A 12,442-nucleotide genomic window follows, 5' to 3' on the forward strand; every position below is an offset into this window, starting at 1 on the left:
TGAATGATCTCTACCTTGCGACGTGGCCTGTTGGTGTTGCTTGCGGCACTGCCGATGCTGGCTAGCGCTGCGCCCGGACAGTCGGCGCACGACCTGATTCAGGACACCACGAACCGGATGCTGGCCGACTTGTCGGCCAATAAAGAGAAGTACAAGAAGGATCCGCAGGACTTCTACACGGCGCTGAACACCATCGTCGGACCTGTGGTGGATGCCGAAGGCATTTCCAAGAGCATCATGACGGTCAAGTATTCGCGCAAGGCCACGCCGGCGCAGATGCAGACCTTCCAGGAAAACTTCAAGCGCGGCCTGTTCCAGTTCTATGGCAACGCTTTGCTCGAGTACAACAACCAGGGCATCACCGTTGATCCTGCCAAGGATGAGTCCGGCGATCGCACCAGCGTCGGCATGACCGTCAAGGGCAACAACGGCGCGATCTACCCTGTGCAGTACACGCTGGAGAAGATCAATGGCGAGTGGAAACTGCGCAATGTGATCATCAACGGCATCAACATCGGCAAGCTGTTCCGTGATCAGTTCGCCGACGCGATGCAGCGCAATGGCAACGATCTGGACAAGACCATCAACAATTGGGCTGGCGAAGTGGCCAAGGCCAAGGAAACCACCGAGAAAGCTGCCGAGAAGCCAGCGCAATGAATGAGGCGGCAGTTCGTATGAGTGACGTCGACGAGCTATTGCTCAGTGGAGTACTGGATTACCGCACAGGTCCCGACCTGCGCAAGGAAGGCCAGGCGCTGATCAAGTCCAGCAAGGCGGCATCGCTGGTCATCGATTGCTCGGCAGTGAAGAAGTCCAGCAGCGTCGGCTTGTCCTTGCTGCTGTGCTTCATGCGCGATGCCCAGGCGGCCGGCAAGGCCGTCAGCATCCGTGCGATGCCGGAAGACATGCGCGAAATCGCTCAGGTCAGTGAACTGACCGAGTTGCTGGCGCACCCCTGAACCCGCATCGATAAACAAGCCCCCCGTCAGAGTCCTGCCAATGCGGGGTTCGCAGGCGCGGGGCTTTTTTGTATGATGTCCGACCCGTGCGCACAGGGCGCCGATTGAGGTTGAGCATGCAGGCCGTAGAAGTGAAGAGCTTCCTTGAAGGGAAGCTGCCAGGAACGCAGGTGGAAGTTGAAGGCGAAGGCTGCAACTTTCAGCTGAACGTGATTAGCGATGAACTGGCGGCGTTAAGCCCGGTCAAGCGTCAGCAGAGCATCTATGCCCATTTGAACCCGTGGATCGCCGATGGCAGCATCCATGCGGTCACTATGAAATTTTTCAGCCGCGCGGCCTGGGCCGAGCGCACCTGAGCCCAAGGGCGTCGAGATTCTTATGGATAAATTGATTATTACCGGTGGCGTTCGTCTTGATGGCGAAATCCGTATCTCCGGGGCGAAGAACTCCGCCCTGCCGATTCTGGCTGCCACCCTGCTGTGCGATGGCCCGGTGACCGTTGGCAACCTGCCGCACCTGCACGACATCACCACCATGATCGAGCTGTTCGGTCGCATGGGCATCGAGCCGGTGATCGACGAGAAACTCAGCGTCGAAATCGACCCACGCACCATCAAGACCCTGATCGCGCCGTACGAACTGGTGAAAACCATGCGTGCCTCGATCCTGGTATTGGGCCCGATGGTTGCGCGTTTCGGTGAAGCCGAAGTCGCCCTGCCTGGCGGTTGCGCCATCGGTTCGCGTCCGGTTGACCTGCACATCCGTGGCCTCGAAGCCATGGGCGCGGTGATCGACGTCGAAGGCGGCTACATCAAGGCCAAGGCGCCTGAAGGCGGCCTGCGCGGCGCCAGCTTCTTCTTCGATACCGTCAGTGTGACCGGTACCGAAAACATCATGATGGCAGCTGCCCTGGCCAAGGGCCGCAGCGTCCTGCAGAACGCCGCGCGCGAGCCGGAAGTGGTTGACCTGGCGAACTTCCTCAACGCCATGGGCGCCAAGGTTTCCGGCGCCGGCACCGACACCATCACCATCGATGGCGTCGAGCGTCTGGGTTCGTGCTTCTACAAGGTCATGCCTGACCGTATCGAAACCGGCACCTACCTGGTGGCCGCTGCGGTCACCGGTGGCCGCGTGAAGGTCAAGGACACCGATCCGACCATCCTCGAAGCCGTTCTGGAAAAGCTCCGTGAAGCCGGCGCTGAAGTAACCAGCGGTGAAGACTGGATCGAGCTGAACATGCACGGCAAGCGCCCGAAAGCGGTCAACGTGCGCACCGCGCCGTACCCGGCGTTCCCGACCGACATGCAGGCCCAGTTCATCTCGCTCAACGCCATTGCCGAAGGCACAGGCGCAGTGATCGAGACGATCTTCGAAAACCGTTTCATGCACGTGTACGAACTGCACCGCATGGGCGCCAGGATCCAGGTCGAAGGCAACACCGCGATCGTCACCGGTACTGAAGTCCTGAAGGGCGCGCCAGTGATGGCCACTGACCTGCGTGCTTCGGCCAGCCTGGTGATCTCGGCACTGGTGGCCGAAGGCGACACCCTGATCGATCGCATCTACCACATAGACCGTGGTTACGAGTGCATCGAAGAAAAACTGCAGATGCTGGGCGCCAAGATCCGTCGCGTTCCGGGCTGATTGCTGCATGCGGACACAGGGACGTGTCCACTGAATTTGTTTCGAGTCGAGCCGGTATCCGGCTCGATGTGTGTCCGGCGCCGATTGCGACCGGACATGAGTACCTTGATAAGGACTGACGTTTCCCATGTTGACCATCGCACTGTCCAAGGGCCGCATCCTTGACGACACCCTGCCGCTTCTCGCTGAAGCCGGCATCGTGCCGACCGAGAATCCGGACAAGAGCCGCAAGCTGATCATCCCCACCACTCAGGATGACGTACGTCTGTTGATCGTGCGTGCCACCGACGTGCCGACCTATGTCGAGCATGGCGCGGCCGACCTCGGCGTCGCCGGTAAAGACGTGTTGATGGAATACACCGGCCAGGGCCTGTACGAGCCGCTGGATCTGCAGATTGCCCAGTGCAAGCTGATGACCGCCGGCAAGATCGGCGCGGCCGAGCCCAAGGGCCGCCTGCGCGTGGCGACCAAGTTCGTCAACGTCGCCAAGCGTTACTACGCCGAGCAGGGCCGTCAGGTCGACATCATCAAGCTCTACGGTTCGATGGAGCTGGCGCCACTGATCGGTCTGGCCGACAAGATCATCGACGTGGTCGACACCGGCAACACCCTGCGCGCCAACGGCCTGGAACCCCAGGAACTGATCGCCACGATCAGCTCGCGCCTGGTGGTCAACAAGGCTTCGATGAAGATGCAACACGCCCGAATCCAGGCGTTGATCGATACCCTGCGCAACGCAGTGGAATCGCGACACCGCGGCTGATGTACCTGCGCGACCCCTGGTCGCGCCGTCTATCCGCCTCATAGCCAGAATTCTCAGGTGCCCAAGCGGATCGAATGATAGTTTCGGGCGCCTGAGTTTTTGCCATTCCTATGAGGCTCTCGCTATGACCGCACCGACTGCAATTCGCCGACTCAACGCTGCTGACCCGGATTTCGCGCATCATCTGGATCATCTGCTGAGCTGGGAAAGTGTGTCTGACGACTCGGTCAATCAGCGCGTGCTGGACATCATCAAGGCGGTGCGCGAGCGCGGTGACGCGGCGCTGGTCGAGTTCACCCAGAAGTTCGACGGCCTCGAAGTGGCGTCGATGGCTGACCTGATTCTGCCGCGCGAGCGCCTGGAGCTGGCCCTGACTCGCATCACTGTGGCGCAGCGCGAAGCGCTGGAAAAAGCCGCGGCGCGAGTGCGCAGCTATCACGAAAAACAGAAACAGGATTCCTGGAGCTACACCGAGGCCGACGGCACCGTACTCGGGCAGAAGGTCACGCCGCTGGATCGCGCCGGCCTTTACGTACCGGGCGGCAAGGCGTCGTACCCGTCTTCGGTGTTGATGAACGCGATTCCGGCCAAGGTCGCCGGCGTGACCGAAGTGGTCATGGTCGTGCCGACCCCGCGCGGTGAGCTCAATGAACTGGTGCTGGCGGCGGCGTGCATTGCCGGCGTTGACCGGGTGTTCACCATCGGCGGCGCACAAGCGGTTGCCGCGCTGGCTTACGGCACCGAAAGCGTGCCACAGGTGGACAAGGTGGTCGGCCCGGGCAACATCTATGTCGCCACCGCCAAGCGTCACGTGTTCGGTCAGGTCGGCATCGACATGATCGCCGGCCCGTCGGAAATCCTTGTGGTGTGCGACGGCCAGACCGATCCGGACTGGATCGCCATGGACCTGTTCTCCCAGGCCGAACACGACGAAGACGCCCAGGCGATTCTGGTCAGCCCGGATGCCGAATTCCTCGACAAGGTCGCCGCCAGCATCGACAAACTGCTGCCGACCATGGACCGCGCGACCATCATCGAAACCTCGATCAATGGTCGCGGTGCATTGATTCATGTGCGCGACATGGCGCAAGCCATCGAAGTCGCCAACCGTATCGCCCCGGAACACCTGGAGCTGTCGGTCGCTGATCCACAAGCGTGGTTGCCGCAGATCCGTCACGCCGGCGCGATCTTCATGGGCCGCCACACCTCCGAAGCGCTGGGCGACTACTGCGCTGGCCCGAACCACGTGCTGCCGACCTCCGGCACTGCGCGGTTCTCCTCGCCGCTGGGTGTGTACGACTTCCAGAAACGTTCGTCGATCATCTTCTGCTCCGAGGCCGGTGCTTCCGAGCTGGGCAAGACCGCTTCGGTGCTGGCCCGTGGCGAATCCCTGAGTGCGCACGCACGCAGCGCCGAATACCGCATCAAAGCTGAGCAGAAGGGGAACTGATCATGAGTAAATTCTGGAGTCCGTTCGTCAAGGATCTGGTGCCGTATGTGCCGGGCGAACAGCCAAAGCTGACCAAACTGGTCAAGCTCAACACCAACGAAAACCCCTACGGCCCGTCGCCAAAAGCCCTGGCGGCGATGCAGACCGAACTGAACGACAACCTGCGTCTGTACCCAGACCCGAACAGCGATCTGCTGAAAAACGCCGTCGCTAACTACTACGGCGTGCAGAGCAATCAAGTGTTCCTCGGCAATGGTTCGGACGAAGTGCTGGCGCACATCTTCCACGGTCTGCTGCAACACGAGCAGCCGCTGCTGTTCCCGGACATCAGCTACAGCTTCTATCCGGTGTATTGCGGTCTGTACGGCATCCAGTTCGATGCCGTGCCGCTGGACGCGCAGTTCCAGATCAACCCGGCGGACTACGCCAAGCGGAATGGCGGGATCATCTTCCCCAACCCGAATGCACCGACCGGTTGCCTGTTGGCGCTGGAGGCGGTCGAGCAGATCCTCAAGGCCAGCCCGGATTCGGTGGTTGTGGTGGACGAGGCTTATATCGACTTCGGCGGCGAAACCGCGATCAGTCTGGTGGATCGTTATCCGAACCTGCTGGTGACCCAGACCCTGTCCAAGTCGCGCTCGCTGGCCGGGCTGCGCGTTGGTCTGGCGGTGGGTCATCCGGATCTGATCGAAGCGCTGGAGCGGATCAAGAACAGCTTCAACTCCTATCCGCTGGATCGTCTGGCGATTGTCGGTGCGGCGGCAGCGTTCGAGGATCGCGAGTATTTCGACAAGACCTGCCGTCTGGTGATCGAGAGCCGTGAGTGGGTCATCGCGCAATTGCAGGCCAAGGGCTTTGAGGTGCTGCCGTCGGCGGCGAACTTCATCTTCGCCCGGCACCCGCAACACGATGCAGCAGGGCTGGCAGCCAAACTGCGCGAGCAGGGTGTGATCGTGCGTCACTTCAAGCAGGAGCGGATTGCCCAGTTCCTGCGGATCTCGATCGGTACGCCGGAGCAGAATCAGGCGCTGATTGATGGGCTTGGCGACCTCTAAAAGCCAAAGCCCCTCACCCTAGCCCTCTCCCAGAGGGAGAGGGGACTGATTGGGGGATATTGCAGAGTTTCGCCGACGTGAGAGTGCTGTACTGAATCCATAATCGACTCGGATTTTCAGGTCGATGTACTTCGCAATACAGCTCGGTCTGCTCCCTCTCCCAGAGGGAGAGGGGACTGATTGGGGGATATTGCAGAGTTTCGCCGACGTGAGAGTGCTGTACTGAATCCATAATCGACTCGGATTTTCAGGTCGATGTACTTCGCAAGACAGCTCGGTCTGCTCCCTCTCCCAGACGGAGAGGGGACTGATTGGGGGATATTGCAGAGTTTCGCTGACGTGAGAGTGCTGTACTGAATCCATAATCGACTCGGATTTTCAGGTCGATGTACTTCGCAAGACAGCTCGGTCTGCTCCCTCTCCCTCAGGGAGAGGGCTGGGGTGAGGGTGCGCTTTTACTCGTGATGCGGTTCGCCAAGGAACGTCAGCGAACTGAACAGCCCGCGACTGTTCACATCCGCGCTGTCCTTCACCGGCACTTCCACCTGCGCCGCAATCACATTCAATCCTTCATTACGCACCAGCACTTGCGCGCGTCCGTCCTTGTCCGTTTCAGTGCTCAGGGTGTTCGGTGCATTGCGATAGTCGCCAATCAGCTTCACGCCCGCTGCCGGCTTGCCATCGAGCAACACCCGTACCGGCAATGATTTGCCCGGGCCGACGGTCAGCGGGTCGACCTCCGGCAAAATCAGCAACTTGATCTGCTCAAGCCTGGGCAACTTTGCTTCCGGTTGATAAATCGCCAGGCTGTACTTGAGCGTCTCGGTGGCTTCGACAGCACCCGGCACTTTGCTGCGGCCTTCGTTGATCCATTTTCTGTCGGCGGTTTGCGACCACATGCCGTTGTTCAGTGCGACGGCCATGACCGCCGGTGTTTTTAGCGGCTTCAGGCGCGCGTGATCGGACAGGCATTCGACGCTCACCGGGATCATTTTGCCGCTTGTGTCATAGGCCCAGGCGCCGCTGATTTTCTGCGCCTTGAAGGCATTGTCTTCGGCGCCATGGCCGTAGATCACTTCGATGTTGCCGCGCCGTTGTTCGGTCCACAGGCCATGGGCCGAGGCTTGAGTGACGAACAAAGCGGCGATGATCAGTAGGGTTTTGCCGTATTGCATGGTGACGTCCTTTTACAGGTTGAGTGTCAGGCTGACGGTGAAATTGCGCGGCTCGCCGGGGTTGACCCAGTAATTGCTGTAGGAGCGCTCGTAGTATTTTTCGTCGAAGAGGTTGTTCAGGTTCAGGCCAACCGTGACGTTGTCGCTGGCCTTGTAATGGGCCAGCAGATCGAAGGTGTGATAGGCCGGCAGTTCAAAATCACCGCCGGCTTCACCGGAGCGATCGCCGACATAGGTGAACGCCGCGCCGACGTCCGAGCCGCGCAAATGGCCGTCCTGAAATTCGTACACACCGAGCAGGCTGCCACTGCGCTTGGCCACGCCGAGGATGCGGCTGCCGGTCGGGATTGCTGCGTCGCCCTTGGTCACTTCAGCGTCGATGTAAGCGAAGGCACCCATCACCCGCACGGCATCGGTCACTTGCCCGGTCACTTGCCAGTCGAAACCGCGACTGCGCGCCTTGCCCATCGCGCGGCTGGTATCGGTGTTCGGATCTAGGGCGAGGACGTTTTCCTTGTCGATGTGGAAGTAGGCGAGGGTGCTGCTCAGGCGCTCGTCGAACAGTTCGTTCTTGATGCCGATTTCGTAGCCGACACCTTCTTCGGGATCGAAGGATTTGCCGGAGGCGTCGAGGCCGTTATTCGGTTTGAACGAGGTCGAGGCGTTGGCGAACAGGCCGGTGTTCGGCGTCAACTGATAGAGCAGGCCGGCGCGTTGGGTGAGGGCGTCGTGAGTCTGCTGGCTTTTGGCATCGTGGGTGTGATCGTCGATGCGTTGATCAAAGTGTTCGAAGCGTGCGCCGATCATTCCGCGCAGTTTGTCGGTGAAGATGATTTGATCCTGCAGGTTCAGTGCGTGGCTTTCGACGTGTTCGAAGAAGTCAGTACCCGAGCGTGGGCCGTTGGGTTTCGGTTGGCCGTAGATCGGCTTGTAGATGTCGATGGCGTAGGGACCGCCAGCGATGGTAGTGACGCGTTCGTTCTTGCGGAAGTTCTCGTATTCGGTGCCGATCAGCAGTTCGTGCTGCCACGAGCCGAGGTCGAACAGACCGCGCAGCTCCAATTGGGTGATGCTGTCGTGCCAGTTAGTGTCCCGTTCGCGGTAGCGTCGGTTGACCGTGTGACCATCGGCGTTCAGCGCACGACTTTCAGACGCGTCGCCCCACAGTTTGCCTTCCTTGTAGTGGCTGGCCAGACGCAGTTTCCAGCTGTCGCTGAGGTGATGTTCGAGGGTGGCCTGGAGCAGGTTGTTGTGGTTGTCGATGTTGCCGTCGTTCGGTTCACCGAGGAAGGTCGAGCGCGAAACGCCGTTCCATTTGTTGTTCGGCGCGACGATTCCTCGGTCGAACGTGGAGTTGTGCCGGACGATTTCACTTTCCACCAACAACGAAGTGTCCGGGCTCAGTTGCCAACTGATCGAAGGTGCGACGAAGACCCGCTGGCTGTCGACGTGATCACGGAAGCTGTGGTTGTCTTCGACCGCGAGGTTGATCCGTGAGAGCACGTCCCCCTGCTCGTCGAGCGGCGTGTTGACGTCCAGTGCCGTGCGATAACGATCCCAGCTGCCAGCGCTGGTCTGCAGGGTGGTGAACGCTTCGGGCTGCGGCTTTTTGGTGACGATGTTTACCGTGCCGCCAGGATCGCCACGGCCATACAGGCTCGCGGCCGGACCTTTGAGGACTTCGATGCGCTCCACATTGGCCGCGTCCGGCGTGCTCGGGTAGCCGCGATTGGCGCTGAAACCGTCCTTGTAGAACTCCGAGGTGGTGAAGCCGCGTACGCTGTATTCGTACAGCGTCAGGCCGCCAAAATTGTTCTGCTTCGACACGCCGCCGGCAAATTCCAGTGCGCGTTCGACATTGTGGCTGCCCAGATCCTTGAGCACGCTGGCCGGCACCACGCTGATCGCTTGGGGAATGTCGCGGATGGCGGTGTCGGTTTTGGTTGCACTGGCGGAGCGCGTCGCGCGGTAGCCGCTGACCGGCCCGCTGGGGGATTCATAATCGGAAGTGACGCTGATGGCGTCGAGTTCGAGGGGTTGCGGATCTTCGGCGAAGACCGGATCGCCCAGCAGGCCCAGGGTCAGGCCAAGCAGCGAAGCCTTTTTTCGAGACGACATGTTATGTTGTTCCAATCGTTAAATTGAAACAATATAACATGCCTGTTGAGAGTGTCTTTCATTCGCGCACTCGGCGCGAATAAAGTTTTACTCTTCTTCTTTCACCGGTGCAGGCGGCGGACGCAGGCCGATTTCAGCGGTGAGCTTCAGCTCTTTGCCGTTGCGCATGACCTGAATGGTCACTTTGTCAGTCGGCTTGATCCGCGCCACCTGGTTCATGGACTTGCGGCCATCACCGGCCGGTTCGCCGTCGATACTCAGAATCACGTCACCCAGTTGCAGGCCGGCCTTCTGTGCCGGGCCATCGCGGAAGATGCCCGCCACGACAATCCCCGGACGCCCGGACAGGCCAAACGACTCGGCCAGTTCCTGGGTCAGCGGCTGCACTTCAATACCGAGCCAGCCACGAATCACCTGACCGTGCTCGATGATCGACTTCATTACCTCCATCGCCAGTTTCACCGGGATCGCAAAACCGATGCCCTGCGAGCCGCCGGACTTGGAGAAGATCGCCGTATTGATGCCGGTGAGGTTGCCGTTGGCATCGACCAGCGCGCCGCCGGAGTTGCCCGGGTTGATCGCCGCGTCGGTCTGGATGAAGTCTTCGTAGTTGTTCAGGCCCAACTGGTTACGCCCGGTGGCACTGATGATGCCCATGGTCACGGTCTGGCCGACGCCGAACGGGTTGCCGATGGCCAGCGCGACATCGCCGATGCGGATGCTGTCGGAGCGGCCGACGGTGATCGCCGGCAGGTTTTTCAGGTCGATCTTCAGCACCGCGAGGTCGGTTTCCGGATCGCTGCCGATCACCCGGGCGAGGGTTTCGCGACCGTCCTTGAGCGCCACCACGATCTGGTCGGCGCCGGTGGTCACGTGGTTATTGGTCAGAATGTAGCCTTCCGGGCTCATGATCACCCCGGAACCGAGGCTCGATTCCATGCGTTTCTGCTTCGGCGAGTTGTCACCGAAGAAGCGCCGGAACTGCGGGTCTTCAAACAGCGGGTGCGCCGGTTTGTTGATGACCTTGGTGGTGTAAAGGTTGACCACCGACGGTGCGGCGATGGTCACCGCGTCGGCATAGGACACCGGCCCCTGCTGCACGCTGGTGGTTTGCGGGGCCTGTTGCAGGTTGACATCGAGGCTCGGCAGCCCGACCCACTGCGGGTAACGCTGAATAATCAACAGAGCGATAAGCACACCGGCCAACAGCGGCCAGCCGAAAAAACGCAGCGCCTTGAGCATTAAGCACGTCCTGGAAAAGTTGCAGGCGGGGTCAGACCGCCCATAATGTCGCGCATTATACGAGGCCGCGCGCGCCTCTGAACGGGATTTTCAGGAGTCTTTCATGGCCGTCGCCCTCAGCACCCTCGTCGAAGAAGCCGACCGTTACCTTGGCAGTGCGAAAATCGCCGATTATTGCCCCAACGGCCTGCAGGTCGAAGGCCGACCGCAAGTGATGCGCATCGTCAGTGGCGTCACCGCCAGTCAGGCGCTGCTTGACGCGGCGGTGGAGGCCGAGGCCGATCTGATACTGGTGCATCACGGTTATTTCTGGAAAGGCGAGAACCCGTGCATCACCGGCATGAAGCAGCGGCGCTTGAAGACTTTGCTCAAGCACGACATCAGTCTGCTCGCCTATCACTTGCCGCTGGATCTGCATCCGGAGGTCGGCAACAACGTGCAACTGGCGCGTCAGCTGGACATTACCGTTGAAGGGCCACTGGATCCGGACAACTTCAAAATTGTCGGACTGGTCGGGTCGTTGAGCGAGCCAATGACCCCAAGGGATTTCGCCCGCAAGGTTAAAGACGTCATGGGCCGCGAGCCGCTGCTGGTCGAGGGCAGTGGGATGATTCGTCGGGTCGGCTGGTGCACCGGTGGCGGGCAGGGCTATATCGATCAGGGCGTGGCGGCGGGTGTCGATCTGTTCCTCAGTGGTGAAGCCTCCGAGCAGACCTTCCACAGTGCGCGGGAAAACGACATCAGCTTCATCGCCGCCGGCCACCACGCCACCGAGCGCTATGGCGTGCAGGCGTTGGGTGACTACCTGGCAAAACGTTTCGCCCTCGAACACATCTTCATCGATTGCCCGAACCCGATCTGAATCCACCGCATTTCGCCTGTAGGAGTGAGCCTGCTCGCGATAGCTTTGTCACATTCAACATAGCGGCGACTGATACACCGCTATCGCGAGCAGGCTCACTCCTACAAGGGGTGGGTGCCCAAACGGGTGGGCATATTCATATGCCCTTTCGATCTAGTAGGCGTCCTGATTAGAAGAGGTCGCTGTGCTAGGATTCCCCGCTCGAACACGGCCCGCTGGCCGTTCATAAGAAAGCTTTCGTGAGTAGCCATGGTCGACAAACTGACGCATCTGAAACAGCTGGAGGCGGAAAGCATCCACATCATCCGCGAGGTGGCCGCCGAGTTCGACAACCCGGTGATGCTGTACTCCATCGGTAAAGACTCCGCCGTGATGCTGCATCTGGCACGCAAGGCGTTCTTCCCGGGCAAACTGCCGTTTCCGGTGATGCACGTCGACACTCGCTGGAAATTCCAGGAGATGTACAAGTTCCGCGACAAGATGGTCGAAGAGCTGGGCCTGGACCTGATCACCCACATCAACCCCGATGGCGTGGCGCAGAACATCAACCCGTTCACCCACGGCAGCGCCAAACACACCGACATCATGAAGACCGAGGGCCTGAAACAGGCGCTCGACAAGCATGGTTTCGACGCCGCGTTCGGCGGCGCCCGTCGCGATGAAGAGAAATCCCGCGCGAAAGAGCGCGTGTACTCGTTCCGCGACAGCAAGCACCGCTGGGACCCGAAAAACCAGCGCCCTGAGCTGTGGAACGTCTACAACGGCAAGGTCAACAAGGGCGAATCCATTCGTGTGTTCCCGTTGTCGAACTGGACCGAGCTGGACATCTGGCAATACATCTACCTCGAAGGCATCCCGATCGTGCCGCTGTACTTCGCCGCCGAGCGCGAAGTGATCGAGAAGAACGGCACGCTGATCATGATCGACGACGACCGCATCCTCGAACACCTGTCCGACGAGGACAAGGCACGCATTGTCAAAAAGAAAGTGCGTTTCCGTACCCTTGGCTGCTACCCGTTGACGGGCGCGGTGGAGTCCGAGGCTGAAACCCTCACGGACATCATTCAGGAAATGCTCCTGACGCGAACTTCCGAGCGCCAGGGCCGGGTCATCGACCACGATGGCGCAGGCTCGATGGAAGACAAGAAACGTCAGGGTTATTTCTAAGGGGTTG

Annotated in this window: 12 protein-coding genes; 9 read left to right on the plus strand and 3 right to left on the minus strand. The window is 60.2% G+C overall.

Annotated features, from left to right (window positions below; translation table 11 throughout):
• Positions 1-3: 3 nt before the first annotated feature.
• From E4T63_RS04455 to hisC, 7 genes are all read left to right on the plus strand, one after another.
• A complete protein-coding gene (locus tag E4T63_RS04455) occupies positions 4-657 on the plus strand; it encodes an MlaC/ttg2D family ABC transporter substrate-binding protein (RefSeq protein ID WP_027610852.1) in 654 nt (217 codons plus the stop codon).
• On the plus strand, positions 654-959 hold the full coding sequence (locus tag E4T63_RS04460; RefSeq protein WP_027610853.1) for an STAS domain-containing protein: 306 nt from the start codon (positions 654-656) through the stop codon (positions 957-959). The genes E4T63_RS04455 and E4T63_RS04460 overlap by 4 nt, the downstream gene beginning before the upstream one ends.
• A gap of 116 nt (positions 960-1,075) precedes the next feature.
• The gene (locus E4T63_RS04465) at positions 1,076-1,315 is read left to right on the plus strand and encodes a BolA family protein (RefSeq protein WP_003221710.1); all 240 of its coding nucleotides are present in this window, start codon (positions 1,076-1,078) and stop codon (positions 1,313-1,315) included.
• A gap of 22 nt (positions 1,316-1,337) precedes the next feature.
• Positions 1,338-2,603 (plus strand): UDP-N-acetylglucosamine 1-carboxyvinyltransferase, encoded by a 1,266-nt coding sequence (murA, locus tag E4T63_RS04470; RefSeq protein ID WP_134785444.1) that lies wholly within the window; start codon positions 1,338-1,340, stop codon positions 2,601-2,603.
• A 127-nt stretch (positions 2,604-2,730) separates the two neighbouring features.
• On the plus strand, positions 2,731-3,366 hold the full coding sequence (hisG, locus tag E4T63_RS04475; protein WP_007967226.1) for an ATP phosphoribosyltransferase: 636 nt from the start codon (positions 2,731-2,733) through the stop codon (positions 3,364-3,366).
• Positions 3,367-3,490: 124 nt separating this feature from the next.
• Positions 3,491-4,816 carry a histidinol dehydrogenase gene (gene hisD, locus E4T63_RS04480; RefSeq protein WP_027610855.1) on the plus strand — a complete coding sequence of 442 codons (1,326 nt, stop codon included), beginning with the start codon at positions 3,491-3,493 and terminating at the stop codon, positions 4,814-4,816.
• Between the two features lie 2 nt (positions 4,817-4,818).
• Entirely contained in the window at positions 4,819-5,871 is a 1,053-nt protein-coding gene (gene hisC / locus E4T63_RS04485) for a histidinol-phosphate transaminase (RefSeq protein ID WP_135294965.1), read from the plus strand.
• Positions 5,872-6,326: 455 nt separating this feature from the next.
• Here hisC and E4T63_RS04490 read toward each other — a convergent pair whose 3' ends face one another.
• The 3 genes from E4T63_RS04490 to algW all read right to left on the minus strand — a co-directional run bounded on the left by E4T63_RS04490 (position 6,327) and on the right by algW (position 10,406).
• Positions 6,327-7,046: a DUF4198 domain-containing protein gene (locus E4T63_RS04490; RefSeq protein ID WP_135294966.1), complete on the minus strand. Its 720-nt coding sequence runs from the start codon at positions 7,044-7,046 to the stop codon at positions 6,327-6,329.
• A gap of 12 nt (positions 7,047-7,058) precedes the next feature.
• Positions 7,059-9,164 (minus strand): TonB-dependent siderophore receptor, encoded by a 2,106-nt coding sequence (locus tag E4T63_RS04495; protein WP_135294967.1) that lies wholly within the window; start codon positions 9,162-9,164, stop codon positions 7,059-7,061.
• A gap of 87 nt (positions 9,165-9,251) precedes the next feature.
• Positions 9,252-10,406, minus strand: coding sequence for a Do family serine endopeptidase AlgW (algW, locus tag E4T63_RS04500; protein ID WP_096795365.1), 1,155 nt, complete (start codon positions 10,404-10,406; stop codon positions 9,252-9,254).
• Positions 10,407-10,509: 103 nt separating this feature from the next.
• Here algW and E4T63_RS04505 point away from each other — a divergent pair, with 103 nt between their 5' ends.
• Positions 10,510-11,268, plus strand: coding sequence for a Nif3-like dinuclear metal center hexameric protein (locus E4T63_RS04505; protein ID WP_135294968.1), 759 nt, complete (start codon positions 10,510-10,512; stop codon positions 11,266-11,268).
• 249 nt (positions 11,269-11,517) lie between these two features.
• Positions 11,518-12,435 carry a sulfate adenylyltransferase subunit CysD gene (gene cysD, locus E4T63_RS04510; protein ID WP_003221715.1) on the plus strand — a complete coding sequence of 306 codons (918 nt, stop codon included), beginning with the start codon at positions 11,518-11,520 and terminating at the stop codon, positions 12,433-12,435.
• Positions 12,436-12,442: the final 7 nt, after the last annotated feature.

Source organism: Pseudomonas fluorescens, assembly GCF_004683905.1.
Classification (GTDB): Bacteria; Pseudomonadota; Gammaproteobacteria; order Pseudomonadales; family Pseudomonadaceae; genus Aquipseudomonas; species Aquipseudomonas putida_A.

What these genes read in the sequence shown, in the direction of transcription:
- E4T63_RS04455 (WP_027610852.1), top strand. Translation starts at nt 4, where the DNA reads ATGATCTCTACCTTGCGACGTGGCCTGTTGGTGTTGCTTGCGGCACTG.
- E4T63_RS04460 (WP_027610853.1), top strand. Translation starts at nt 654, where the DNA reads ATGAATGAGGCGGCAGTTCGTATGAGTGACGTCGACGAGCTATTGCTC.
- E4T63_RS04465 (WP_003221710.1), top strand. Translation starts at nt 1,076, where the DNA reads ATGCAGGCCGTAGAAGTGAAGAGCTTCCTTGAAGGGAAGCTGCCAGGA.
- murA (WP_134785444.1), top strand. Translation starts at nt 1,338, where the DNA reads ATGGATAAATTGATTATTACCGGTGGCGTTCGTCTTGATGGCGAAATC.
- hisG (WP_007967226.1), top strand. Translation starts at nt 2,731, where the DNA reads ATGTTGACCATCGCACTGTCCAAGGGCCGCATCCTTGACGACACCCTG.
- hisD (WP_027610855.1), top strand. Translation starts at nt 3,491, where the DNA reads ATGACCGCACCGACTGCAATTCGCCGACTCAACGCTGCTGACCCGGAT.
- hisC (WP_135294965.1), top strand. Translation starts at nt 4,819, where the DNA reads ATGAGTAAATTCTGGAGTCCGTTCGTCAAGGATCTGGTGCCGTATGTG.
- E4T63_RS04490 (WP_135294966.1), bottom strand. Translation starts at nt 7,046, where the DNA reads ATGCAATACGGCAAAACCCTACTGATCATCGCCGCTTTGTTCGTCACT.
- E4T63_RS04495 (WP_135294967.1), bottom strand. Translation starts at nt 9,164, where the DNA reads ATGTCGTCTCGAAAAAAGGCTTCGCTGCTTGGCCTGACCCTGGGCCTG.
- algW (WP_096795365.1), bottom strand. Translation starts at nt 10,406, where the DNA reads ATGCTCAAGGCGCTGCGTTTTTTCGGCTGGCCGCTGTTGGCCGGTGTG.
- E4T63_RS04505 (WP_135294968.1), top strand. Translation starts at nt 10,510, where the DNA reads ATGGCCGTCGCCCTCAGCACCCTCGTCGAAGAAGCCGACCGTTACCTT.
- cysD (WP_003221715.1), top strand. Translation starts at nt 11,518, where the DNA reads ATGGTCGACAAACTGACGCATCTGAAACAGCTGGAGGCGGAAAGCATC.